This is a genomic window from Streptomyces sp. NPDC001732 (genome assembly GCF_053596315.1).
This window is the reverse complement of record NZ_JBSFFY010000016.1, coordinates 1-23,814: the sequence shown is the minus strand read 5'-3', so window position 1 is coordinate 23,814 and position 23,814 is coordinate 1. Positions and strand designations below refer to the sequence as shown.

At 73.3% G+C, this 23,814-nt stretch carries 20 protein-coding genes and 1 tRNA gene; 15 read left to right on the top strand and 6 right to left on the bottom strand.

All coding sequences use genetic code 11. The features are described from left to right. Positions 1–40: 40 nt before the first annotated feature. Genes lysA through ACWCXX_RS17960 form a run of 3 tightly spaced genes read right to left on the bottom strand, consistent with a single transcriptional unit; the run spans position 41 to position 2,926 of the window. The gene (gene lysA / locus ACWCXX_RS17970) at positions 41–1,432 is read right to left on the bottom strand and encodes a diaminopimelate decarboxylase (protein ID WP_451128231.1); all 1,392 of its coding nucleotides are present in this window, start codon (positions 1,430–1,432) and stop codon (positions 41–43) included. A gap of 26 nt (positions 1,433–1,458) precedes the next feature. Then, positions 1,459–2,457, bottom strand: coding sequence for an ArgS-related anticodon-binding protein NrtL (gene nrtL / locus ACWCXX_RS17965; RefSeq protein WP_451128229.1), 999 nt, complete (start codon positions 2,455–2,457; stop codon positions 1,459–1,461). Between the two features lie 55 nt (positions 2,458–2,512). Then, the gene (locus ACWCXX_RS17960) at positions 2,513–2,926 is read right to left on the bottom strand and encodes a response regulator (protein WP_451128227.1); all 414 of its coding nucleotides are present in this window, start codon (positions 2,924–2,926) and stop codon (positions 2,513–2,515) included. A gap of 240 nt (positions 2,927–3,166) precedes the next feature. Here ACWCXX_RS17960 and ACWCXX_RS17955 point away from each other — a divergent pair. Beyond that, a tRNA-Arg gene (locus ACWCXX_RS17955) sits at positions 3,167–3,238 on the top strand. Between the two features lie 120 nt (positions 3,239–3,358). On the opposite strand, the gene ACWCXX_RS17950 is transcribed toward ACWCXX_RS17955, so the two are convergent. After that, positions 3,359–3,736 (bottom strand): hypothetical protein, encoded by a 378-nt coding sequence (locus tag ACWCXX_RS17950; RefSeq protein ID WP_451128225.1) that lies wholly within the window; start codon positions 3,734–3,736, stop codon positions 3,359–3,361. A gap of 273 nt (positions 3,737–4,009) precedes the next feature. On the opposite strand from ACWCXX_RS17950, the gene ACWCXX_RS17945 reads away from it, so the two are divergent. The 8 genes from ACWCXX_RS17945 to ACWCXX_RS17910 all read left to right on the top strand — a co-directional run bounded on the left by ACWCXX_RS17945 (position 4,010) and on the right by ACWCXX_RS17910 (position 14,614). Beyond that, positions 4,010–5,074, top strand: coding sequence for a protease pro-enzyme activation domain-containing protein (locus tag ACWCXX_RS17945; protein ID WP_451128223.1), 1,065 nt, complete (start codon positions 4,010–4,012; stop codon positions 5,072–5,074). 415 nt (positions 5,075–5,489) lie between these two features. Further along, positions 5,490–7,682, top strand: a complete 2,193-nt coding sequence (locus ACWCXX_RS17940; protein WP_451128221.1) for a HEAT repeat domain-containing protein — start codon at positions 5,490–5,492, stop codon at positions 7,680–7,682. Further along, positions 7,679–8,011 carry a zinc-ribbon domain-containing protein gene (locus ACWCXX_RS17935; protein WP_451128219.1) on the top strand — a complete coding sequence of 111 codons (333 nt, stop codon included), beginning with the start codon at positions 7,679–7,681 and terminating at the stop codon, positions 8,009–8,011. Before ACWCXX_RS17940 ends, ACWCXX_RS17935 begins: the two co-directional genes overlap by 4 nt. A 124-nt stretch (positions 8,012–8,135) precedes the next feature. Continuing rightward, positions 8,136–8,894 (top strand): hypothetical protein, encoded by a 759-nt coding sequence (locus tag ACWCXX_RS17930; RefSeq protein ID WP_451128217.1) that lies wholly within the window; start codon positions 8,136–8,138, stop codon positions 8,892–8,894. A gap of 182 nt (positions 8,895–9,076) precedes the next feature. Next, complete coding sequence (locus tag ACWCXX_RS17925; protein ID WP_451128215.1) at positions 9,077–10,474, top strand: ATP-binding protein; 1,398 nt, start codon at positions 9,077–9,079, stop codon at positions 10,472–10,474. Between the two features lie 82 nt (positions 10,475–10,556). Beyond that, positions 10,557–11,936 carry an FtsW/RodA/SpoVE family cell cycle protein gene (locus ACWCXX_RS17920; RefSeq protein WP_451128213.1) on the top strand — a complete coding sequence of 460 codons (1,380 nt, stop codon included), beginning with the start codon at positions 10,557–10,559 and terminating at the stop codon, positions 11,934–11,936. A gap of 130 nt (positions 11,937–12,066) precedes the next feature. Then, positions 12,067–13,524, top strand: coding sequence for a peptidoglycan D,D-transpeptidase FtsI family protein (locus tag ACWCXX_RS17915; protein ID WP_451128211.1), 1,458 nt, complete (start codon positions 12,067–12,069; stop codon positions 13,522–13,524). 4 nt (positions 13,525–13,528) lie between these two features. Further along, positions 13,529–14,614 carry an amidase family protein gene (locus ACWCXX_RS17910; protein WP_451128209.1) on the top strand — a complete coding sequence of 362 codons (1,086 nt, stop codon included), beginning with the start codon at positions 13,529–13,531 and terminating at the stop codon, positions 14,612–14,614. A 166-nt stretch (positions 14,615–14,780) separates the two neighbouring features. Here ACWCXX_RS17910 and ACWCXX_RS17905 read toward each other — a convergent pair whose 3' ends face one another. After that, positions 14,781–15,899, bottom strand: a complete 1,119-nt coding sequence (locus tag ACWCXX_RS17905; RefSeq protein WP_451128207.1) for a ferritin-like domain-containing protein — start codon at positions 15,897–15,899, stop codon at positions 14,781–14,783. Between the two features lie 178 nt (positions 15,900–16,077). On the opposite strand from ACWCXX_RS17905, the gene ACWCXX_RS17900 reads away from it, so the two are divergent. Next, positions 16,078–17,013, top strand: coding sequence for an AurF N-oxygenase family protein (locus tag ACWCXX_RS17900; RefSeq protein WP_451128205.1), 936 nt, complete (start codon positions 16,078–16,080; stop codon positions 17,011–17,013). An 89-nt stretch (positions 17,014–17,102) separates the two neighbouring features. Here ACWCXX_RS17900 and ACWCXX_RS17895 read toward each other — a convergent pair whose 3' ends face one another. Further along, positions 17,103–17,615, bottom strand: a complete 513-nt coding sequence (locus tag ACWCXX_RS17895) for an SgcJ/EcaC family oxidoreductase (protein WP_451128203.1) — start codon at positions 17,613–17,615, stop codon at positions 17,103–17,105. A 67-nt stretch (positions 17,616–17,682) separates the two neighbouring features. Here ACWCXX_RS17895 and ACWCXX_RS17890 point away from each other — a divergent pair, with 67 nt between their 5' ends. From ACWCXX_RS17890 to ACWCXX_RS17870, 5 genes are all read left to right on the top strand, one after another. Then, a complete protein-coding gene (locus ACWCXX_RS17890) occupies positions 17,683–18,147 on the top strand; it encodes a MarR family winged helix-turn-helix transcriptional regulator (RefSeq protein WP_451128201.1) in 465 nt (154 codons plus the stop codon). 22 nt (positions 18,148–18,169) lie between these two features. Next, entirely contained in the window at positions 18,170–18,949 is a 780-nt protein-coding gene (locus ACWCXX_RS17885; RefSeq protein ID WP_451128199.1) for a TetR/AcrR family transcriptional regulator, read from the top strand. Next, positions 18,946–19,212 (top strand): hypothetical protein, encoded by a 267-nt coding sequence (locus tag ACWCXX_RS17880; RefSeq protein ID WP_451128197.1) that lies wholly within the window; start codon positions 18,946–18,948, stop codon positions 19,210–19,212. Before ACWCXX_RS17885 ends, ACWCXX_RS17880 begins: the two co-directional genes overlap by 4 nt. A 112-nt stretch (positions 19,213–19,324) precedes the next feature. Beyond that, the gene (locus ACWCXX_RS17875; protein WP_451128195.1) at positions 19,325–22,195 is read left to right on the top strand and encodes an outer membrane protein assembly factor BamB family protein; all 2,871 of its coding nucleotides are present in this window, start codon (positions 19,325–19,327) and stop codon (positions 22,193–22,195) included. Between the two features lie 283 nt (positions 22,196–22,478). Beyond that, positions 22,479–23,654, top strand: a complete 1,176-nt coding sequence (locus ACWCXX_RS17870; RefSeq protein ID WP_451128193.1) for an NlpC/P60 family protein — start codon at positions 22,479–22,481, stop codon at positions 23,652–23,654. The last annotated feature ends 160 nt before the right edge of the window (positions 23,655–23,814 follow it).

Sequence of the window (23,814 nt, the reverse complement as noted above, 5' to 3'; positions counted from 1 at the left end):
AGTTTCTGTCAACCGTCCGGATCCTGAGACATTTATTTCATCAACCGACGTCGAGACGCAGGAGATCTTCCTCCGTCTCGCGCCGGACGATCACTCGCGCCTCTCCGTCGCGCACGGCGACGACGGGCGGACGCAGGGCGTGGTTGTAGTTGCTCGCCATCGAGCGGCAGTACGCGCCGGTGGCGGGCACCGCGATCAGGTCGCCGGGAGCGATGTCGGACGGCAGGAACGCGTCCTTGACCACGATGTCGCCGCTCTCGCAGTGCTTACCCACGACGCGGACGAGCATCGGCTCGGCGTCGGAGGTGCGCGAGGCGAGCGCGACGGTGTACTCGGCGTCGTACAGCGCGGTGCGGATGTTGTCCGACATCCCGCCGTCGACGCTGACGTACGTGCGCAGCCCCTCCAGGGGCTTGACGGTGCCGACCTCGTACAGCGTGAAGGCGGTCGGGCCGACGATGGCGCGGCCCGGCTCGACGGAGATCCGGGGGGTGGCGAGCCCGGCGGCCTCGCACTCGCGGGACACGATGTCGCCGAGCGCCTTGGCGATCTCGTGCGGCTCGCGCGGGTCGTCCTCGGAGGTGTACGCGATGCCGAGGCCGCCGCCCAGGTCGATCTCGGGCAGTTCCACGCCGTGCTCGTCGCGCACCTCGGCGAGCAGTTGCACCACGCGCCGGGCGGAGACCTCGAAGCCGGCCATGTCGAAGATCTGCGAGCCGATGTGCGAGTGGATGCCGATGAGTTCGAGCCCGTCGAGGGTGAGTGCCCGGCGCACCGCCTCGGCGGCCTGTCCCCCGGCCAGCGCGATGCCGAACTTCTGGTCCTCGTGCGCGGTGGCGATGAACTCGTGGGTGTGTGCCTCGACGCCGACGGTGACCCGGATCTGGACGCGCTGCCGCTTGCCGAGCCGCTGCGCGATGTGCGAGACCCGGGCGATCTCCTGGAAGGAGTCGAGGACGATGCGCCCGACGCCGACGGTGACCGCCCGCTCGATCTCCGCGGCGGTCTTGTTGTTGCCGTGGAAGGCGATGCGCTCGGCGGGCATCCCGGCGTCCAGGGCGCAGGTCAGTTCCCCGCCGGAGCAGACGTCGAGGTTGAGTCCTTCTTCCTTCAGCCAGCGCACGACGGCGCGCGACAGGAACGCCTTGCCCGCGTAGAAGACGTCGGCGTCCCGGCCGAAGGCGTCGGACCAGGCCCGGCAGCGGGCCCGGAAGTCGCTCTCGTCGAGGACGTAGGCGGGGGTGCCGAACTCCTCGGCCAGCCGTGTCACGCCGAGCCCGCCGACGGTGACCGCGCCCTCCTCGTCCCGGGTGACGGTACGGGCCCAGACCTTGGGGTCCAGGGCGTTGAGGTCGGCGGGCGGGGCCGTGTAGTGCCCCTCCGTCATGACGTCGGCGTGGCGGGGCCCGGCGGGGTGTGCGGATCGGCTCATCGTGTTGCTCTGTTCTCTCGGGTCTCTCAGAGGACTTCGGGTGCGCTGACGCCGAGCAGGGACAGGCCGCCGGCCAGCACCGTCCCGGCGGCTTCGGCGAGGGCGAGCCGGGAACGGTGGGCGGCCGAGGGTTTCTCGTCACCGACGGGGAGCGGCGAGGAGTTGTCGTGGAAGTCGAAGAAGGCGGCCGCGAGTGCCTCCAACTGCCGGGCGACCCGGTCCGGCTCGCGGTGCCGGGCGGCGGCGGCGAGCACCTCTGGGTGGTCGGCGAGCAGCGTGCCGAGCGCGGGCGCGGCGACGTCCTCCTCGTACGCGGCGCCGAACCCGAGCTGCCGGGCGTTCCGGCTCAGCGCACGGGTCCGTGCGTACGCGTAGCGCACCCGGAACAGCGGGTTGTTCTCCTGCTGCACGAGCAGTTCCGTGCTCCCCGTGGCCCGGGGCCGGTCGTGCGGGGCGGCCCGGAGCAGCGCCCAGCGCGCGGCGTCGGTCCCGAGCCGTTCGAAGAGGTCGCGGTCGGCGGCGGGCACCGGCACCACGTGCAGCGCCTCCCCGTCGGCGGTCCGCTCCCCCACCGTCGCCCCCTGGGCCCGGAGCAGTCGCTCGACGGTGCCGGTGACGACCAGGGCGCGCACTTCCTCGACGGGGACGAACGAGACGGCCGTACCGGCGAGGGCGGCCCCGTGCCCGTACGCGATCCCGTGCTCCCGGACGGTCCGTACGAGCGGACCGAGTCCGCGCGCGGCGGCCGGCAGGGTGAAGTTCAGGAAGCCCGGTCCGGTGACCTCGACGTCCGCGATGCCCGGGGTCTCCCGCATCCGGTCCCGGAGGATCTCGGCCACGTCCCCGGCGGGCAGCGCCGCGGGTCCGGCCAGCTGGAGCGCGACGGCGCAGGCGTAGTCCCCGCGCCCGCCGGGCCTGGTCCGCTCCACCCGCACGCGCGCGGGCACGGGCGCGCGCAGGGCGTTCTCGTCGACCGCGCGGCGCACGGCGTGCAGCACGGTCCTGGAGAGATCGGCGGGGGTCACGGGACAAGCGTATGGGAGAAAGGGGGGCACATCGCGACCCCGTTTCGCCATGCGGTCACCCCGCGGCGCTCTCCGCCCTCCCGGCCCCGCGCCTGCCGTCGAGCGACGAGGTCCCCTCCCGGTCCGCCAGCCGCCGCACGAGCCGTACCAGCTCGCTCGGCTCGAAGGGCTTCGCCAGGAACGCGTCGACACCCGCGGCGACCCCGCTGTCCACCTCGTAGGGCGTGCAGGCACTGATGATCGCCACGGGCAGATGTCTGGTCCGGGGATCGGAGCGCAATCTGCTGGCGGTCTGCAGACCGTCCAGCCGGGGCATGACGACATCGAGCGTGATCACATCGGGAAGGACCCGATGCACCAGATCCAGACACTCGACACCATCGGCCGCGGTCACGACCTCGAAGCCCTCAAGCTCCAGGTTGACCCTGATCAACTGCCGGATGACCTTGTTGTCGTCGACAACAAGCACGCGGCCACACGCCCCTGACACACTCCGAGGGTAGGTGCGCCCCCACGGCTGCGTCCGGGTTTTACCCACTTCCGCCCCCGGACGGGTGGTGCGAGGCATGGCCGGATGCATCCGCCACGCACCGCACGCCCCCCTCCCCGGCCCCCGCGCAGCCACTCCCGGCGGCCCGGAAATACCTGTTCACGGACACCCTCCGGAAGCTGGTAGTGTTTCTCCCGTCGCCGAGCAACACAGCGATACGCCCCCGTAGCTCAGGGGATAGAGCATCGGCCTCCGGAGCCGTGTGCGCAGGTTCGAATCCTGCCGGGGGCACCTTGCAAAAGGTGCCGAACAGGCCCTCTGATCAGGCAGCAAGCCCGATCGGAGGGCCTTTCTCATGCCCGCTCCCCTTCGTCCCGTGCATGCGCGCCGGCCGATCAGGGCCGCGGCGGGCTACGCCCCCGGCTCCTCCGACCCCCCGGAGCCGATCTGTTCGGCCCGCAGGGCGAGGTCCTGGAGCACGTCGGCGGAGGTCACGTCCGTCTGTCCGGAGTCGTGCACCTGGGCCAGCAGCGCGAAGGCCAGGGTGAACGCGCCGACCAGTTGCTCCACCGCGGCGCCGACCTCACGGCCGACGAGTGCCGCCACCTCGTCGATCGAGGCGTCCTCGGGGATGGAGATCCGGGGCATGGTCTCGTTCAGGAGGACGGTCACCACGCCGGGGTCGGTGTCCAGGTCGTCGCGGTCGGCGTTCTCTTCGAGGAGCCGACGGATCTCACCCGCCTCCGTGAGGATGCCCACCACACGCTTCACCACTTCGCTCTGCTCCATCCGGCGAGCATAGGTGCGGGGTGGTGCGGCCGGTCCGACGCCGGGTTCGCCGACACGCCGTCATCCGGGAGCTCCCCCGGACGCACAGGAAGGGCAATCCGCGCCTTCCACCGCGAACCGCCTCGCGAACTGCCTTATCCGCTCGACCATTTGATCGATTCTTGGTGAATGCATGCCCCCTGCATGAGGGGTTCCTCGCCAGAGTGGCGCACTGCATGTGCACATCATCCGGCGCATGCGTCACACGCGAAGACCCACATCGCAGGGGGTTGTATGAGAACCAGCCGTGCGAGAAGTCGCACCGCACTGAGCATCGCGGCGACGCTGCCGCTGCTCGCCGGTGCGCTCGTTCTCGGGGCACCGGACGCCGGCGCGGCCTCCGCGCCGGGCGGGCGTGACGCGCTGCAGGGCACCAGGCCCGCCCGGGCGACCGCCGGGGCCGACCGGGGGGCCGCGTCCGACAGTGGCGAGGTCCGCCTCCGGGTCCATCTGGCAGGCCGGGACGCGAAGGGGCTGGCCGCCTACGCCGCCGCCGTCTCCGACCCGCGGTCCGCCTCGTACGGGAAGTATCCGAGCGCCGGCCGGGCGCAGGCCCGGTTCGGGGCCACCCCCCAGCAGATCGACCGGGTCGCCCGGTGGCTTGGGTCGAACGGGCTGACCGTCACCGGCACCAACCGGCACTACGTCTCGGCCACCGGCGAGGTCGCCGCGGCCGAGAAGGCGTTCGGCACCCGGCTGCGCAACTACCGCAAGGGCGACCGCACTTATCGCGCCCCTTCCGCCACCGCCTCCGTGCCCGCCGCCCTGGGCCACGCCGTTCTCGCCGTCTCCGGCCTGGACGACGCGCCGCACCGGGCGGGCCACGACGAGGTGTTGCCGCCGCCGGACGCGGTGTTCCGCAACTCCGGCCCGTTCTCCACCTATTACGGTTCGAGGACCGCGACGACGCTGCCCGACGGCTCGCTCGGATACGACGAGTACCGCATCGGCGGCACGTCGCTGGCCGCGCCGGTCGTCGCGGGTGTCCAGGCCCTCGCGCAGCAGGCCCGGCACGGGCTGCCGATCGGTTTCGCCAACCCGGCGATCTACGCCCGGTACGGCTCGAAGGTGTACCACGACGTCACCGACCACCCGTTGGGACCGAACCGTGATCTCGCGGTGGCCCGGGTCGACTTCGCCAATGGTGTGGATGCGGCGGACGGCTTGCTGACGTCGGTGCGGAGCCTGGGCAAGGACGCCTCGCTCAAGGCGGTCGGGGGCTACGACGACGTGACGGGGGTCGGTACTCCGGCGGCCGGATACGTCGGGTCGTACCGCTGGTACCACCGGCGTCGCTGACGCCGCGGCCGACGGCGGGACGGCGGGGCGCGGGGGGTGAACATCCTTGTGGTTGTGCGCCGTTGGTCGTTCGCTTCTTCGTGCCACCGTTCCTTCGCGCCGGTGGATGTGTGCCGGTGGACGCGCCCCGGCGGGCGCGTTCCGGCGCGTGTGTGCCGACGGCCGTTCCGGGCCGCTCCCGGGGCGGCCGTCGCCCTGCGCCGGGTGTGACCTCATGGGGCGTCGGGGAGTGGCGCGATGGCATGCTTCCGGCCGTCCGTGGGCAAGGTCGCCCGGGGCAAGGGCTGATAGCGCATGACACCGGCCTTTGTCATGCTCGCCAGGAAAAGACCGCATGTGGAGGGCGGACCGTCCGGCCCGTGGTGCACACTCCTCGCAGACACTGCTTCGTTGAATTGCGTGGGGAGGCGATGGCGTGTTCGCAGGAATCGACGAGGTCGACTGGGCCTCGATGGAGCATGCCTACGGGCCGGCCGATGACGTGCCCGCGATGCTGCGGGGGCTGGCGTCCGCCGATCCGGCGGAGCGCGAGGCGGCCCTGGACGGGATGTACGGGGCCGTGCACCACCAGGGCGATGTGTACGCCTGCACGCTGGCCAGCATTCCTTTTCTCTTCGAGCTGGTGGTGGATCCGGGCATCCACGACCGCGGCGGCATCGTCGAGTTGCTCACCAGCATCGGCGGCATCGATCTGGACGAGGACGACGAGGAGGAGATCGACGAGGAGGAGATCGAGGGCGCGGCCAACTACGCGATGGCGGCGACCGCCGTCACCGCGGGCGCCGGGGTCTTCTTCGAGCTGATGGCCGACGAGGATCCGGGTGTGCGGCTCTCCGCGCCCCTGGCGCTCGCCGCGCTCCACGGCCGTCCGGACCGGGTCCTCGCGCTGCTGAGGGAGCGCCTGCCGATCGAGCCGGACGAGGAGGTGCGGCTCGCCCTGGTCGAGGCCGCGGGACGGGTGGCCCTGCGCCACCGCGCGCTGGCCGGGCAGTCGGCGGCCTGGCTGAGCCGGCTGGCGGGCGAGGGTTTCCCGCCGGGGCTGCGGCTGGCCGCGCTCGCCCAGCTGGCGCGGTGCGCACCGGACGCGCTGCCCGGCGACGTCGTACGGGTGGTGACGGGGCTGCTGCGGCAGCTGCGCTCGGCGCCCGCGCGCCGGGGTGGAGCGGCCGCCGCCACCGGAACGGCCCCCGCGGCGGACGCGCAGCAGGCCGAGCCGGTCGGGGCCGTGGAGGCGTACCCGGACGCGGGCGGGTCCGGCGAGCCGCCCGCCGAGGAGCGGTCCGCGCCGACGACCATGGTGGGGCAGTTGCGGGGGCTGTCCGACGCGGAGGCCGCGGGGCGCGCCGCCCCCTGGACCGCGGATCTGCTGCGCACCCTGCACGTCGGGCTCGACGACCGGGTCGCCGAGCGGACGGCGCTCCTGACCGACCAGCTGCGCAGCCCCGACCGCCAACAGCGGATCGACGCGCTCCGGATGAGCAGCGGGCTGATCCGGGTCTGGCGCGGTTCGTACGGGGAGCTCGTCCGGCTGGTCGGCGAACAGCTCGCCACCCCCGATCCGCAGCTGGCCGAGGCCGCCTCGCACGTGCTGGAGGACCTCTTCGGGCTCGCGGCGCCCGCGGCCGACGCGCTGGCGGCGCGGGTGGCGGCGGATCCCGGTGCCTGGGTGAAGGACTGGTCGAGCGGGCCGCCGGGGCTCGGCAGCGCGGCGAAGGCGCTGGCCCGGCTGGGGGACGCCCGGTCCCTGCCCGCGCTGGCCGCCGCGCTGGAGCGGCCCGAGGTGCCGCACGACGTGGGGTTCGCCATCGGCTTCCTGGGGGCGACGGCGGCCCCGCTGGCCGAGGTGCTGTGCCGCAGGCTCGGCGAGGTCCCGCTCGACGGCAGGGCGCACGACCGGGCGGGCCCGCTGCTCACCGGGCTGGCCGCGCTGCGGGCCGAGGAGGCGCTGCCGGAGGTGCTGCGGATACTGCGGGGCGGGCCGGCGCACCGGGGCGAGTGGCTGCGTACCGCGGCGCTGCGGGCGCTCGCCTCGTTCGGGCCCGCGGCGCACGACGCCGTGCCGGAGCTGCGGGCGCTGCTGCGGAGTCCCGGGTCGGCGTCGGCGACGGAGGTCGCGCAGGCCCTGTGGGCGGTCGACGGGGACGCCGACGCCGTGCTGCCGGTGCTGATCGAGGGCCTCCAGGCGGAACGCGTCCACGAGCGGCGCTCCGCGGTGAACGCGCTGGGCGGCCTCGGGGAGCGGGCGGCGGTGACCGCGCCGCGGCTGCGCGCGCTGCTGCGGCACGAGGACCAGTGGCTGCGGCTGGACGCGGCGGTGGCGCTGTGGGACGTGACCGGGCGGGCCGACGAGTCCGTTCCGCCGCTCCTGGCGGCCTGGGAGGCGAATCGTCACGCCCGGGTCCGGGTGGCGGAACGCCTGGCGCGGGCGGGGGTCGCCGGTGCAGGGTCGGAGGTGGCACGCGCGCTGCGCGCCGAACTCGCCTCCGTACGCCGTCACAACGCGATGGACGGCGGATACGGCAGCCACGACACATACGAGGACGAGAAGCTGCTGGCGTTCTGCCGGCAGGCTCTTCGGGGCGATACGGGGAAGGGACCCGCAACATGATCATTTTCGGCACGCGAGGGTATCTGTACCAGCTGGCCATATTGACGCTCGTCTGCGGCTGGTGCGGCAATCCGGCCGCCCACACGCTGCGCAGGAGGGTCACGAAATTCACCCTGTTCTTCGTGCCGCTGTTCCCGTTCTCGACGAAGTACGCGACCCAGTGCACGTTCTGCGGCGGTGAGCAGCAGATCCCGAAGGAGCAGGCCGATCAGCTGCTGGCGCAGCACGCGGCCTCGCAGAACGGCAACCCGTTCGGCCAGCCGCAGGGCCGGCCGGGACACCCGCAGGGCGCACAGGGCGCCCCGGGGCAGAACCCGTACCAGAACTGAGGCTCCGGGCCCGCGTCCGCTCCCGTTCCGTACCGGCGCGGAGGGCCTCGTCGGCACCGAACAGGCGCAACGGACTTTCCTCCCCATAAGGTCTATCGGGTATGGACCGCGGAAGGGAGGAGTCATGCGCCCGCATCGCCGGACGTGGCGTCGCACGGCGGTGGCCCTCGGGGCCGTCGTCGGCGTCGCGCTGCCGACCGGCTGCGGCAACACCGGCGGGCTGCACAGCGCCGGGCCGATCCCGACCGCCGTCGGCCCCGCCCGGCTCTGGCCTCGGCTGCCGCCCGCCTCCGCCGCCCCGCACGACTACGGCGAGGGGGAGACCGCGCGCATCCCGGGCATCGTGGTGCCGGACGGCGATGTGCGCCGACTGGATCCGGTGGCGGTGGTGCGGGCCGGCCTCCGGGCCCGCACCAACCGGACCGGCGGCGCGGCCGATCTTCCCGCCGAGGTCGTCCGGAAGATCGACACGTGCCGCACCGAACCGGCGTCCTGTCCCGTGCTCCGGCCCTACTTCCGCGATCTGACGGACGACGGCCGGGAGGAGATGGTCCTCGGCATCGAGTTGCCCGGCCGTCAGCTCTCCGTCCGGGTGTACATGCCGGATTCGGGCGGGCTGACCCGGGTCCTGTCCACCTCGGACGCCGTGATCAGCGTCGAGCTGGCCGGACGGGACCTGATCGTGCGGGTGCCGTCGGTGATCCCCGGATACGAGTACCGCACCGCCTGGACCTGGGACGCCGGGCAGCGCGCGATGCTGCCCGCCCGGGACGAGATCCAGCGGACTCCGCCGTCCCGGACGCCGCGGCCGTCCCTCACGACCGCCCGGCCCACCACCTCTCCCCCGGCCTCGTCGCCCGGCGTCTTCGCGGACCGCCCATGAGCCGCCGCGACGCGGGACCTCCGGAGCCCGGCCGGAGCGGCACGGGACGGGGCGGCCCGAGCGGAACCGGCGCGGGACGGGGACGCGCGAGCAGGACCGGCGCGGGAGGGGGCGGCGCAGGCGGAACCGGTCCGGGACGGGACCACGCGAGCGGGACCGGGCCGCGTCGGCGCCGGGCGCGGGTGCCCTCCTGGACCGCGACGCTCACCTGGAAGGCGGCCCTCTTCATCACGGTGATGTGCTGTGTGCTCGCCGCGCTGCTGGGCGCGCTCGTGCACACCGGGGTGACCCACGAGACCGTCGGCCAGGCCCGTGAGAAGGCCCTGGCCCGGCTGGAGGACGCCACCGTCGCGTACGAGACGGGCGAGGCGATGCCGCCGGGCTCGGGAATCGACCCGCCCGGACTCCCCGCCGAACTGCGCGCCCTGGCCCTGAGGGGCGAACACGGCACGCTCGTCGGCAACCTGGACGGGCATCCGGTCATGTGGGCGGCGGCTCCGGCGGACGGCCACGCACTGGCCACGACGGTGGACTACAGCCAGAGCGCCCGCACGATCGACAATCTCGACAGGGCGATCGTCGGCTCCTCCCTGCTGGCCATCGCCGTCACCGTGCTGGCCGGCGCGTTCGCCGTCACCCGGGTCACCCGGCGGCTGCACCAGACGGCCCGGGTGGCCCGCCGGATCAGTGCGGGCGACCTCGACGCCCGGGTGGCCGACCCGCGCACGGCGGACCCCTCGCGACCGCAGGACGAGGTCGCGATCGTCGCCGGGGCGCTGGACACGATGGCCGCCACGCTCCAGCGCAAACTGCAGGCCGAGCAGCGTTTCACCGCCGACGTGGCGCACGAGCTCCGCACCCCGCTGACCGGTCTCTCGGCCGCCGCCGAGCTGCTGCCGCCGGGGCGGCCCTCGGAGCTGGTGCGGGACCGGGTCCGGGCGATGCGGGCGCTGACGGAGGACCTGCTGGAGATCTCCCGGCTCGACGCCCGCACGGAGCGGGTCGAGCTCGCCGTGTACGAACTGGTCCCGCTCGTCGAACGGGTGGTGCGCGCCTCCCGGACAAAGACCCGGGTCCACGTCGCGGCCCCGGCTCCCGACCGGCCGGGGCGGCCCGCGCGGGTGCGCGTCGAGACCGACCTGCGGCGGCTGGAACGGGTGCTGGGCAATCTGATCGCCAACGCCCACAGGCACGGCCGTCCCCCGGTGGTGCTGACGGTCGACGGGCCGGTGGTGACCGTGCGCGACCACGGCCCGGGTTTCCCGGAGTACCTGCTGGAGGACGGCCCCCAGCGGTTCCGCACCGAGGGCACCGGCCGGGGGCACGGCCTCGGGCTGACCATCGCCGCCGGGCAGGCCGAGGCGATCGGCGCCGACCTCGTGTTCCTCAACGCCCCGGACGGCGGGGCGATGGCCCGGGTGGTGCTCCCCGAGCCCCCGGAGCCGGACGACGGAGCGCAGGACGAGGGGGCACCGGGCGGCAGGGCTCGGGACGACGGGACTCCGGGCAGCGGGGCGCCGGGGTCCGGAGCGCCGGACGACGGGACCGATCCGCGATCCGGTCCGCGCGGGCAGGAATGACGGGCTGTCGGATGTCGGCCCGCCGGACATACTCACTACGACATAAGGGAAATACACCTCACCTCTTGCTACGTTGCGTGGCATGACCGCAACGACGGCGGACGCGCTCCCGCCCGCTCCCCGCCTGCCCAAGCGGCGCGGAGTCGAGCTGCTGCTCCTCGTCGGAGCCGTTCTCGTCCCCGTCTACGGTTACACCGCCGTCGGCCTGGCCAGGAACGGTGTGGTGCCGCCCGACGTGGCCGGTTACGGCGCCGGGCTGGGGCTCCTCGCCCTCCTCGCCCATCTCGCGGTCCGTTTCCGCGCCCCGTACGCCGATCCGTTGCTGCTGCCCATCGCCGTGCTGCTCAACGGACTCGGCCTGGTGCTCATCTACCGGCTCGACCTGGAGACGCCGAAGGACCAGGCGGCCCCCACCCAGCTGGTCTGGTCCACGCTGGGTGTGTCGCTGTTCATCGCCGTGGTGGTCCTCCTGCGCGACCACCGGGTGCTCCAGCGGTACGCGTACCTCTCGGTCGCCGCGGCCCTGGCGCTGATGATCGTGCCGATCTTCTTCCCGGCGGTGAACGGGGCCAAGATCTGGATCCGGGTCGGCGGTTTCTCCTTCCAGCCGGGCGAGTTCGCCAAGATCCTGCTCGCCGTGTTCTTCGCCGCGTATCTCGCCGCGAACCGCAACGCGCTCGCGTACACCGGCCGCCGGTTCTGGAAGCTCCAGTTCCCCACCGGCCGGGTGCTCGGTCCGATCGTGGCGATCTGGCTCCTCAGCGTCGGCGTGCTGGTCCTGGAACGCGACCTGGGCACCTCGCTGCTCTTCTTCGGCCTGTTCGTGATCATGCTGTACGTGGCGACCGGCCGGACCGGCTGGATCGCGGTGGGTCTGCTGCTCGCCGCCCTCGGCGCGTTCGTCGTCGGCTCCTTCGAACCGCACGTGCACAGCCGGGTGCAGGACTGGCTCGATCCGTTCGCCTCGATCGACGCCGGTCGGGGCCCCGGCCAGCTGGCCCAGTCGCTGTTCGCGTTCGCGGCGGGCGGGATGCTCGGCACCGGGCTCGGTCTCGGCCACTCCATCCTCATCGGCTTCGCCGCCAAGTCCGACTTCATCCTGGCGACGGCGGGCGAGGAACTCGGGCTCACCGGGCTGACCGCGATCTTCCTGCTGTACGCGCTCCTGGTGGCCCGCGGCTACCGGACCGGGCTCGCCCTGCGCGACCCCTTCGGGCGGCTGCTGTCGATCGGCCTCGCCTCGATCCTGGCGCTCCAGGTGTTCGTGATCGCGGGCGGGGTGATGGGGCTGATCCCGCTGACCGGCATGGCGATGCCGTTCCTCGCCCAGGGCGGTTCGTCCGTCGTCACCAACTGGATCATCGTGGCGCTGCTGATCCGGCTCAGCGACCAGGCCCGCAGACCGCAGCCCGAGGCCGTGGAGAGCGGAGTCGTCGCCCCGAGGCCGGAGAACGGCCGATGACCCCACGCCCGTTCCCGTTCCCGCGCACCGCGTCTCCCTCGCTCCCGTTCCCGTTCCCGCGCACCGCGCCCCCTTGCCCCCACCCGTCGGCCGGGCCCCCGCGCCCGCCCCGAGCACCGGAGGCCGGGCCGTGATCCGCTGCATCCGCCGCGCCGCCGCGCTCTGCCTGCTGCTGCTCGTGGCACTGCTCCTGAACGCCGCCCGCATCCAGGTCATCGACGCCGACCGCCTGGACCACAACCCCGCCAACCGCCGCCTCACGATCGCCCGTTACGACCAGCCGCGCGGAAACATCCTGGTCGACGGCAGGTCCGTCACGGGTTCCGAGGACACCGGCGAGCAGCTCAGGTACGAGCGCACGTACCGGAACGGTCCGCTGTACGCCCCCGTGACGGGCTACGCCTCGCAGACGTACGGCACGTCCCTGCTCGAATACACCGAGGACGACCTCCTCTCCGGCACCGACCCGATGCTCGCCCCGTTCCCGCTGTGGAACGACATCACCCGCGCCCAGCAGCCCGGCGGCAACGTCGTCACGACCGTCGTGGACTCCGTGCAGCGCGCCGCCTACGACGGGCTCGGGGGGCGACGGGGCGCGGTCGCCGCCGTGGAGCCGTCGACCGGCCGCGTCCTGGCGCTGGTCTCGACCCCCTCGTACGATCCCGGACTGCTCTCGGGCACCGGCTCCTCCGTCACCGACGCCTGGCAGCGGCTGAACGCGGCGAGGAGCCGGCCGATGCTCAACCGGGCGATCCGGCAGACCTATCCGCCGGGCTCCACCTTCAAGATCGTGACGGCCGCGGCGGCGCTCGACGCGGAGGTCGTCACCGATCCCCACGCGGAGACCGACACCCCGTCCCCGTACGTGCTGCCGGGCACGACGACGACGCTGCCCGACGAGTCCCGGGGCTGTGAGCAGGCGTCGCTCGCCGAGGCGATCCGGGTCTCCTGCAACACCGTGATGGCGGACCTGGGGGTGCGGGTCGGGCTGTCGGGCATGGTGGAGGCGGTGGAGAGGTTCGGCTTCAACGACACCGGGCTGAAGATCCCCTCGGGGGTGGCGAAGAGCAATTTCGACACCGAGATGACCGAGGACCAGCTCGCGCTGTCCTCGATCGGGCAGTTCGACACGGCGGCGACCCCGCTCCAGATGGCGATGGTGGCGTCCGCCGTGGCGAACGGCGGCGACCTCAAGTACCCGTACCTGGTGGACCGTACGACCACGCGGGGCGGTGCGACCGTCCGCCAGAACGGGTCGCGCACCTATCACCGGGCGATGAACCCGCGGACGGCGATGCAGTTGCGCGAGATGATGGTGGACGTCGTGGAGAACGGCACCGGGTCCAACGCCGCGATCGACGGGGTGACGGTCGGCGGCAAGACCGGCACCGCGCAGCACGGCGTCGACAACACGGGCACCCCGTACGCCTGGTTCATCTCCTGGGCGCAGACGCCCGGTTCGGCGCAGCCGGCCGTCGCGGTCGCCGTGGTCGTCGAGGACGCGGCGGCGAGGCGGGCCGACATCAGCGGCGGCGGCAGCGCGGCCCCGATCGCGCGTTCCGTCATGGAGGCGGCGCTGCGAGACTGAACGGATGACCGATACGACGGACGAGGTGCGCCGGGCGCTGGAGCGGATCGACCATACGGACCGGCGGCTGTGCGCGTTCGTCGAGGTGTGGCACGAGCGGGCGCTCGCCGCCGCCGGACGGGCCCGTCGACCACCCCTGGCCGGTCTGCCCCTGGCCGGTCTGCCGTTCGCGGTCAAGGGGCGCGCGGGCATCCGTTCGTACGCGGCCCGGCGGCTGATCGCGGCCGGTGGTGTCCCGGTCGGCTCGACCTCGGTGCCCGGCCCCGGAACGGCCTGGCAGACCTGGGGGCTGGGCGCCCACGGCCGTACGGTCAACCCCTGGCGTCCCGACCGTACGCCGGGCGGCTCGTCGGCGGGTTCGGCGGCCGCGGTCGCGGCGGACCTGGTGGAGCTGGCGACCGGCAGCGACGGGGCGGGGTCGGTGAGGATTCCGGCCGCGTGGTGCGGGGTGTTCGGCCTGAAGACGACGAACGGGCTGCTGCCCTCCCCCGACCGTTCCGGACTGGCGTCCGCCGGGGTGCTGGCCCGGTCGGCGGCCGGGGCCGAAGCGTATCTGCGCGCGGTCCTGGACGTGTACGAGCCGGTGCCGCCGGTCCTTCCCGTGCCGGCCGTCTTCAGCCCCGCCCTGGGGTACGCCGAGGTCGATCCGGAGGTCGCCGGGGTGGTCCGGCGCGCGGTGGAACGGCTGGTGGCGGCCGGGGCGGTGCGGCTCGTGGACGGTACGTGCGAACTGCTCGACCCCTGCGAGGCGTGGACGGCGGTCCGGGGCGGGGAGGTGCCCCCCGCCGCCGCGGAGGTCCGGCGCGAGAACGATCTCCGGCTCGACGCGCTGTTCGCCCGTGCCCCACTGCTGCTCACCCCCACCACGCCCAACCGCCCGCACGGGCACGACGGTCCCGGCGAGCTCTACTCGACCGCGCTGACCTGGGCGTTCAACCTCAGCGGGCATCCGGCCGCCAGTGTGCCCGCGGGCTTCACCGCGGACGGCTGCCCGGTCGGGCTGCAACTGGTCGCGGAGCGCGGGGCGGACGTCTCGCTGCTCGCCGCGGCCGGCGCGGTGGAGAGCGCCCTGCCCGCCGTGCGGCCGTAGCCCCACGGCGTTCTTTCCACCGCAGCCCCGTCGGCGCTCCCGCCCGCGGTCCCGTCGGGGTGGCGGTGCGAGCGGGGTGCGGGCCGGTGGCGGGGGTGGACGGAGGTGTCATGCCCGTCGCGCCCTTCCCGCCCCCGACCGGTGTCGTACGCCTGTTTGCCCCGCCTCAGTCCCCCGGCGTGCCGGAGCCGCCCCGGGTGATCGCTTCCTCGACCTCGGCGACCCGGGCCCGTTCCTCCGCCGCGAAGCGGTCCCGGTCGAGTTGTTCGGCCAGCTCCTCGTCCTGGGCCATCAGCAGGTCCAGGTTGGAGTCGCCGAGTTCGAAGACGCCCATGTCGACGTACGCCTTCTGGAGCCGTTCGCCCCACAGGCCGATGTCCTTGACGCACGGCACTATCCGGCTGAACAGCAGCTTCCGGAAGAGCTGCAGGTACTCCGAGTGCTCGGAGAGGTCCTTGGCCTCCTGCTTGCCGATGCCGAAGTTCTCCAGCACCTCGACCCCGCTGAGCCGGTCCCGCATCAAGTAGCAGCCCTCGATGACGAACTCCTCGCGCTCGCGCAGTTCGGCGTCGCCCAGCTGCTGGTAGTAGTCGCGCAGCGCCATCCGTCCGAACGCGACGTGCCGGGCCTCGTCCTGCATGACGTACGCGAGGAGCTGCTTGGGCAGCGGCTTGGTCGTCGTGTCGCGGATCATGCCGAACGCGGCCAGGGCGAGCCCTTCTATGAGGACCTGCATGCCGAGGTAGGGCATGTCCCAGCGGGAGTCGCGCAGGGTGTCGCCGAGCAGCCCCTGGAGGTTGTCGTTGATCGGGTAGAGCATCCCGATCTTCTCGTGCAGGAACCGGCCGTAGATCTCGGCGTGCCGGGCCTCGTCCATGGTCTGGGTCGCGGAGTAGAACTTCGCGTCCAGGTCGGGGACGGACTCCACGATCCTGGCCGCACACACCATGGCGCCCTGCTCGCCGTGGAGGAACTGGCTGAACTGCCAGGAGGCGTAGTGCTTGCGCAGCTCGCCCCGGTCCTTCTCGGTCATCTTCGCCCAGTACGGGGTGCCGTACAGGGTGAGGGCCTCGTCCGGAGTGCCGAGCGGGTCGACGGGATCGACCTCCAGGGACCAGTCGATGCGTTTGTTGCCGTCCCACTGCTTGTCCTTGCCCTTCTGGTAGAGGGCGAGCAGGCGGTCCCGGCCGTCGTCGTAGTCCCAGGTGAAGCGGGCGGTGCCGGAGGCCGGCACCTGCCACATCGGTGCTTCGGGGGCGGTGGTGTAGAGGTCGTGTGTCGACACGGACGGCTCCTTCGCCTGGCATGCTCCGACAATTCCCGTGGCGGTTGCGTCAGTTGGCAGGTTCACACGTTGGTAGACACCGGGTCAACAAGTCGTGCGCGAGGGATTGACGGCCTTGCTGACGGAGCGTCTCATAAGGAGTGACCCCCGGTAACCCATGCGTGAGGTGCCTCCAGCCATGACCACCGTGTCCGAACGCGACATCCAGCTGCTGCGCGACGCGCTCGGCCCGCTCCGGGACCGGGAGCAGGTCGCCGAGCGGCTGCTCGAATCCTCGGCCAAGCACTCCTTCGACCCGGACAAGGAACTCGACTGGGCCTCGGCGGTCGAGGACGGCAAGTGGTTCTGGCCGCCCGAGCTCGTCTCCCTCTACGACACCCCGCTGTGGCGGAAGATGTCCGAGGAGCAGCGGCTGGACCTCTCCCGGCACGAGGCGGCGTCACTGGCCTCGCTGGGCATCTGGTTCGAGATCATCCTCATGCAGCTGCTGGTCCGGCACATCTACGACCGTCCGGTGACCAGCAATCACGTCCGCTACGCGCTCACCGAGATAGCCGACGAGTGCCGGCACTCGATGATGTTCGGCCGCATGATCAAGTGGAGCGGAGCGCCCGACTACCCCGTACCGCGCGTCTACCACAACCTCGCGCGCGTGCTGAAGACCATCTCCACCACGCCCGGTTCGTTCGCCGCGACACTGCTCGGCGAGGAGATCCTCGACTGGATGCAGCGGCTGACGTTCCCGGACGAGCGGGTCCAGACGCTGGTGCGCGGCGTGACCCGCATCCATGTGGTCGAGGAGGCCCGGCACGTCCGGTACGCCCGCGAGGAGTTGCGCCGGCAGATGGTGACCGCCCCCGACTGGGAGCGCCGGCTGACCCGGCTGAGCTGCGGCGAGGCGGCCCGCGTCTTCTCCGTCTGCTTCATCAACCCGCAGGTGTACGAGAACGTCGGCCTGAACCGCCACGAAGCCGTCGCCCAGGTGAAGGCGAGCGGTCACCGGGCGGAGGTGATGCAGACCGGCGCGAAGCGGCTGACGGACTTCTTCGACGACATCGGGGTGCTCAACGGGGTGGGACGCAGGCTGTGGAAGAGCTCCGGCCTCCTGGCCTGAGCCGCCCGGCTCCGGGCCCGGCTCCGCCTCCGGGTTCACCCCCCCGGGCCCAGCTCCCTCTCCGGGTTCGCCCCCGGGCCCGGCCCAGCTCACGGCAGGGTGACCTCCCGCGCCCGGCCGATGCCGAAGCGCTGCGCGAGCCGCGTCACGCCCTGCGACATCCTCGACGGCATCGAGCCCGGCTCCGGGATGGTCACCGGCCGCTGCCGGCCGTTCTGGATAGCCGCTATTCGCCAACCCTCCGGCGTCCGGACGCAGACGATGATCTGGCGCGACAGCCGCCGCTTCGGCAGCTTGCCGCGCCAGGGCATGAGCACCGAGCCGTTGCCCACCAGCACGGCCACGGAGTCGGCGACGAAACGCAGGGACTCGATCTCCCCGACCATCGCCGAACCGGCGATCACCCCGCGGAACAGCTTGTCGTGATTGCCCGCCAGCTCCGCGGAGCCGACCGCCCAACTGCCGTCGTACGAGACGTAGTCGGCGTCCTCGGTGAACAGCCGCCCGAATCCGGCGGAGTCCGCCTCCGTCCAGGTCCTGCAGTACTCCGCGAAGAGCTCGCGGACCTCGGCCTCCCTGGCGTCCGTCTCCCCTGCGTCCATGTGCTTCCTCCCCCTCTTCCACCTCTGCTATTATTTCGTTCGGCCGAACTAAATATATGGAGCGCTCATGGGAACGTCAAGGGAAGAACTCCTCGCCCGGCTCGGGGAGGCGGGGCGGGTGCACAGCAACGCGGCCGTCATGTACCACGCGGCGATCAGCGCCCGGATGGGCCTCAGCACGGTCGAGGAGAAGACGCTCGACCTGCTCCAGCGCTCGGGCGCGCTCAGCGCGGGCGAGCTGGTGGAGCTCACCGGCCTGGCACCGGCCTCCGTCACGGGGCTGGTGGACCGGCTGGAGCGCAAGGGGTTCGCCCGCAGGGTGAAGGACCCGCAGGACGGCAGACGGGTCAACGTCGAGATCGATCCGGGCATCGAGGCCCGGTTCGCCCCGCTCTTCGGCCCCTTCGCGGCCCGTCTCGCCGAGCTGTACGCGGAGTACTCGGACGCGGAACTCGCCGTGATCCTGGGGTTCCTCGACCGCTCCGCGCACATACAGCGAGAGGCCACCCGCGCGCTCGGGGAGCAGCGGTGACGGTCCGATTAGGCTTCTGGGCATGACTGCCGCCGCCGTGCCGCCGACCCGCGCGTACCGAAGGCTCAGCGTCGAGGAGCGCCGCACCCAGCTCCTCGGTGCGGCCCTCACCCTCTTCGCCCACCGGGCCCCCGACGAGGTCTCGCTCGACGAGGTCGCCACGGTCGCCGGGGTGTCCCGGCCTCTCGTCTACCGCTACTTCCCCGGCGGGCGGCAGCAGTTGTACGAGGCGGCGCTGCGGTCCGCCGCGGAGAAGCTGATCCTGTGCTTCGCCGAGCCGGAGGCGGGACCGCCCACCGAGCGGGTGACGCGGGTGCTCGACCGCTATCTCGCCTTCGTCGACGAACACGACACCGGTTTCAGCGCGTTGCTGCGCGGCGGCAGCGTCGTCGGGACGTCCCGTACGACGGCGATCGTCGACGAGGTGCGGCGCGCGGCGGCCGAGCAGATCCTGCTGCACCTGGGCAGGTTCGACGCGGGCACCGGGGCGGCGCCCGGCCCCCGGCTCCGGATGATGGTGCGCACCTGGATCGCGGCGGTCGAGGCCGCGTCCCTGATCTGGCTGGACGAGGGGAAGCAGCCCGCCGCGGCCGAGCTGCGCGGCTGGCTGGTCGATCAGCTGCTCGCGATGCTGACCGCCACGGCCACGACGGACCCGCAGACCGCGTCGGTGGTGGAGGCGCTGTTCACGCTGGAGGCAGCCGATGGTCCGGCCGGCCGACTGGTGGAGCGGCTGGTCCCGGTGACCGGCGGGGCGGCCCGTCTGCCGGCCGGGGACCGATCGGTCAGACTGGGGCGGTGAAAAGCGAGAACACCCCCTTCACCGGTGGCCCCCTGGACGGGCGGGTGCTGCCCGTCCTGGTGGGTGCGACCGGCCATCCGCCCAAGTGGTACGAGGTCCCGGTCCCGGCCGCCGACGGCGGCCCCCCGACCGTGTACGCCTACCGTCGCGTGCCGGCCGGGCACTCCAAGCGGCTGGGCATTCCGCGTGGCTGGGTGTACGAGTACGTCCCCGAGGGGCGGGTACGGAACACCCCCAAGTGGCCCTGGTCCAAGCCGCACTGAGAGCGTGACGGGTGCGGGCCCCGCCCCGGTTTCCGGACACTCTAAGATCGACGCTCTGGTGCTCGGGCACGGTCAGCTAGGCTCGGGCGCGGTCAGCTAGGGGGGATGCGCCATGGAGGCGCCGCGTCAGGACGATCCACGCCGCTTCGGTCCGTACACCGTGCTGGCACGGTTGCGCGAGACCGCGAGCGCCGTGCGGTACCTCGCGCACGACCCGGCGGCCGACGACCCCGTGGTGATCACCGCCGCCCGTACCGAACTCGCCGCGCTGCCCGCCTTCCGGCGCCGCTTCCAGGCGGAGGCCCGCACCGAGGAGCGGCTGGCCGACGACGGGGCCCGGCCCCGGCCGGACGTCCCGGGCGACACCACGGACGCCGAGCTGCCGTGGACTGCCCATCCCTATGTGCCCGCGATGGCGCTCTCCGAGGCGATCGGGTTCACGGGGCCGCTTCCCGAGCGCACCGTGCGGATACTGGGCGCGGGCATCGCCGAGACCCTGGCCCGGGTGCACGCCACCGGGGCCGTGTTCCAGGGCCTGGCTCCCCGGACGGTACTGCTGGCCCAGGACGGGCCGCGGCTCACCGCGTTCGGTCCGCTGGGTGCCGCGGCCGCCGCCGAGGCCCGGCCTGGCGGGCAGTTGTCCGTGCGGCTCGGCTATCTCACCCCGGAGCAGGTCGAGGGCGAGGAACCCGGTCCGGCCTCCGACCTCTTCGTGCTGGGCCTGCTGCTGGCGTACGCGGCGACCGGCACCACTCCGCTCGCCGACGGCCCGGCCGCCGAGGGCGCCGAGCGCATCGCCCGTACGGACCCCGAACTCGGCGCGGTTCCCGAGGAGTTGCGCGACCTGATCGCCCGCTGTCTGGCGAAGGACCCGGCCGACCGGCCGAGTGCGGAAACGGTGGCGGCGGAGCTGGCCCCGGAGGGGGCGGCCGAGCTCGCGCGGGACGGCTGGCTGCCGGAGCGGCTGGTCGCGGCGCTGGCGGAACAGGAAGCGCGCGTAAGGGAGTCGACGGCGTCGGGCCTGCCGCCGGTGACACGGGCGGAGACTCCTGCGGATGTCTCGGAGGCGGCCTCCGCAAAGACCCCCGCGGGCGCCTCGCCCGGCGGAACGGCCGGGGCTCCGGGCGACGAAGCAGGCGACGGAACGGCCGACGGGGGTGACGGGGCCACCGGAACCCCGGCCGGGGAGACCACCGGAGCCCCGGCCGGCGGCTCGTCCGGCGACACTTCCGGGAAGACCGCCGACGAACCGGCCGACGCTCCCCCGACCCCGGCCCCGACGTCCGATGCGTCCGACGCGTCCGGCCGACAGCCCGCACTCGAACCCGTCCCCGCCACGCCGACGGCCCCCACCGCGCCCGCCGATCCCTCCTCCCTCGCCGGGGACACCCGGACCACCCAGCTCAGCGGCATCGGACGTCGCGTCCCGAAGACCGACCGGCCGACCACCCAGCTGTCCGTCCCGCAGGAGCTCACCGGCCCGCAGCCGGGCCCCGACCCGGCCCCGCCCGCCGGGCCCGCGGCCGGCACGGGTTCCGCCCCCGCCCTCCCCGCGGCCCTCCCGCCCGCCACCCCGGCGACGGCGGCACCTCCGCTCCCGGTCCCCGCCGGGCCCACGTCCTCCCCCGCAACCCCGGCCTCCGCCAGTCGGCCCGCCGAGGCCGCGCTCGGTCGGCGCGGGCTGCTCCTCGGGCTCGCGGCCGGGGCCGCGGGACTGCTCGTCGGCGGGGGCGGCGTGCTCGCGCTGGGCGGTGACGACGACGAGGGGAAGACCGACGACCCCAAGCCCGCTTCGAGCCCCGAGGACCCCGCCGTCGCCGGGCTGCCGCCGCGCCCCCGTTGGGTGTACGCCCACCCGGACTCCGAACCGGCGCCGCTCACCGCCACCCTCTGGAACGACCGGCTGCTGGTGCTGACCGGCGAGAACGGGGCGTCCGCCGTCGATCTGCGGACCGGCCGCCGTGTCTGGGAGAACGCGGACGCGGCCCGGGGGAAGGCGGCCGTCGCCGCCGGGAAGTCCCTCTGCTTCGTCATCGGCCCGTCCGAGTTCCTGTGGCTGTCGCCGAAGGACGGCAAGGTCACGCACCGGGAGGCCCACGCGAACCTGTTCGCCGGGGCGCCCGGCCTCACGGTGTCGGAGATCGTCGGCTCGTCCGACCCCGTGGTCTGGTTCACCGGCTCCCACAAGGTCACCGTCAAGGCCCCGCCGCCGAAGAAGGGCAAGAAGCGCGGCAAGGACAAGCAGGTCGTCAAGTCGTACCTCTTCGCCTACGACACCGTGGGGCGCAAGGAGCTGTGGCGGGCCCCCGTGCCCAACGGGCGCGGCCCCGCCGCCCCCGTCCACCGGCTGATCGCGCTCCGGGAGAGCGACATCGTCGTACGCCAGACTCCGGGCACGCTCGCCCCCGAGGAGGTGCACGCCGCCAAGGGGAAGGCCGTCTTCCGGAGCTTCGACCGGAAGACCGGCAAGCAGCTGTGGAGCAAGCCCCTCGGCACCGTCGCACCGGACGGGGCGGCCTCGGGCGACGAGCAGGGCCTGCTGTACGCGGCGGTGGGCGACGACCTCCTGGCGTTCGAGACCCCGTCCGGCAAGCCGAAGTGGACGCTGAACGGCACCGGTGGCCCGTTCGGGACCCCGGTCGTCGGCGGGACACTGCTCCACACCGCCAACCGAGCCCAGGAGGTGGGCACGGTCGAGCGGGAGACCGGACGGCTGCGCTGGCGGCGTTCCACGGAGGTGCTGCCCGGTGCCGCCGCGCCCGCCGTCACGCTCAGCACGACCGGCGGGACGCTGCTGGCCTCGGACAGGTCCCAGGTCACCGCGTTCGCGGCGCAGGACGGGCGACGGCTGTGGAAGTTCCAGGACATCGGGGTCCAGGACCCGAAGGGCGCCGCGGTCACCGCCCCGTACCGGGTGCTGCCGACCGGGCGGCTGGTCGTCGTGCAGCGCGACCGGATGTTCTACGCACTGCCCGTCGCCTGAGCCCGGCGCCTTCTGCCCGGGGCCCGGAGCTTTGGGTTCCGGGCCCCGGGGCTCTGAGCTTCAGGTTCCGCCCGCCGACCCCCGGGCTCCGGGCTCCGGGCTCCGGGCTCCGGGCGAGGAGACCCGGAACCCGGGCGGCGCACCGGCCTCGCCGCCTTCCGGGCGAACCCGTCCGCCGCCGCACGCGCGGTTCTTGCATCTCCCGGCACCGAGTGACCGTATTGTCCCGTTGCGCTCACTCGTGGGGCAATCCCGTGATCGCCCCGTCACCGGAGGTGATGTCGTGTCAGGCAGAGTCCTGCGTACGGTCTGCACCACGACCCTGGCGGCACTCGTCGCGACCTCGCCGGCGGTCGCCGCGCCCCCGGCCCCGGACCCCGCCGCGAGTGGCGCGGCCGGAGCACCCGGTGCCCCCGCGGGCGCGAGCAGAAGCGTCCCCCGGCTCCTGACCGACCTCCGGAAGCTGTACCAGCAGGCCGAGGAGTCCACCGAGACGTACAACGGGACCGCGGCGGAGCTGAAGAAGCGCGCGAAGGAGGCGAAGAAGCTCGACGCCGCGCTCGTCGCCGCCCGTACCGCGCTGGCCGACAGCCGCGACGAGGCCGGGCGGCTGGCGCGGGAGCAGTACCAGGGGCGGTCCGACTTCTCCGCGTACGTGCGGCTCCTGCTGTCCCCCGACCCCGAACACCTCCTGGACCAGGAGCATGTGATCCGGCGGGCGGCGGCCGGGCGGGCGGCGGCCGTGAAGCGGCTCACCGGCGCCGAGAAGCGCGCCGACGAACTGGCGACCAAGGCCCGCAAGGTGCTCGACCGGCAACAGGTCCTGGCCGCGCGGCAGAAGAAGCAGCGGGACACGGTCCGGACCCGGCTGCGAGCGGTGGAGAAGATGCTGTCCACGCTCTCCGGCACCCAGCTCACCGAACTGTCCCGGCTCGAACAGCAGGGCACGGCGAAGGCCCAGGGCGCCCTGGCCGCCTCGGGGGCGCTGTCCTCGACGAGGCCGCCGTCCGGGGCGGGCTCCGCGGCGGTGGCGTACGCGATCGGCCAGATCGGCAAGCCGTACGTGTGGGGCGCGGAGGGGCCGGACTCGTTCGACTGCTCGGGGCTCACCTCGCAGGCGTGGGCGAAGGCGGGCCGGGTCATCCCGCGGACCTCGCAGGAGCAGTGGCGGCAGCTGCGGAAGGTCCCGTTGAACGCGCTGCGCCCCGGTGACCTGGTGATCTACTTCCCGAAGGCCACCCATGTGGCGCTGTACATCGGCAACGGCCTGGTGGTGCAGGCGCCCCGGCCGGGCTCGCGGGTGAAGGTCTCGCCGGTGGCGTCGAACCCGCTGCTCGGCGCCGTACGGCCCGACCCGCAGAGCGCGTCGCTGTCCGCGTACCGCCTGCCGGAACTCCCGCAGGGGGCCTCCTCGGGCTCGGACACGGGTTACGGCTCGTCGTCGGCCCCCGGTCAATAGCCTGCGGGAACGGGGCCGGGAACGAATCCCGCAGGACAGGCACTCGGCGACGGGGCCGGGGGGGGGGGGGGGGGGCCCCCCCGGGCCGGCCCGGCCCGGGGGCGGCTGGCGCGGGGCGGAGGGGGGCCCCCCACAACAGCCCGGGGCACAAATGGGCAAT

Excerpts from the sequence above, each read along its gene's own strand:
- lysA (WP_451128231.1), bottom strand. The coding sequence starts at position 1,432 with ATGAGCCGATCCGCACACCCCGCCGGGCCCCGCCACGCCGACGTCATG.
- ACWCXX_RS17950 (WP_451128225.1), bottom strand. The coding sequence starts at position 3,736 with ATGGAGCAGAGCGAAGTGGTGAAGCGTGTGGTGGGCATCCTCACGGAG.
- ACWCXX_RS17945 (WP_451128223.1), top strand. The coding sequence starts at position 4,010 with ATGAGAACCAGCCGTGCGAGAAGTCGCACCGCACTGAGCATCGCGGCG.
- ACWCXX_RS17935 (WP_451128219.1), top strand. The coding sequence starts at position 7,679 with ATGATCATTTTCGGCACGCGAGGGTATCTGTACCAGCTGGCCATATTG.
- ACWCXX_RS17930 (WP_451128217.1), top strand. The coding sequence starts at position 8,136 with ATGCGCCCGCATCGCCGGACGTGGCGTCGCACGGCGGTGGCCCTCGGG.
- ACWCXX_RS17920 (WP_451128213.1), top strand. The coding sequence starts at position 10,557 with ATGACCGCAACGACGGCGGACGCGCTCCCGCCCGCTCCCCGCCTGCCC.
- ACWCXX_RS17910 (WP_451128209.1), top strand. The coding sequence starts at position 13,529 with ATGACCGATACGACGGACGAGGTGCGCCGGGCGCTGGAGCGGATCGAC.
- ACWCXX_RS17900 (WP_451128205.1), top strand. The coding sequence starts at position 16,078 with ATGACCACCGTGTCCGAACGCGACATCCAGCTGCTGCGCGACGCGCTC.
- ACWCXX_RS17895 (WP_451128203.1), bottom strand. The coding sequence starts at position 17,615 with ATGGACGCAGGGGAGACGGACGCCAGGGAGGCCGAGGTCCGCGAGCTC.
- ACWCXX_RS17890 (WP_451128201.1), top strand. The coding sequence starts at position 17,683 with ATGGGAACGTCAAGGGAAGAACTCCTCGCCCGGCTCGGGGAGGCGGGG.
- ACWCXX_RS17885 (WP_451128199.1), top strand. The coding sequence starts at position 18,170 with ATGACTGCCGCCGCCGTGCCGCCGACCCGCGCGTACCGAAGGCTCAGC.
- ACWCXX_RS17875 (WP_451128195.1), top strand. The coding sequence starts at position 19,325 with ATGGAGGCGCCGCGTCAGGACGATCCACGCCGCTTCGGTCCGTACACC.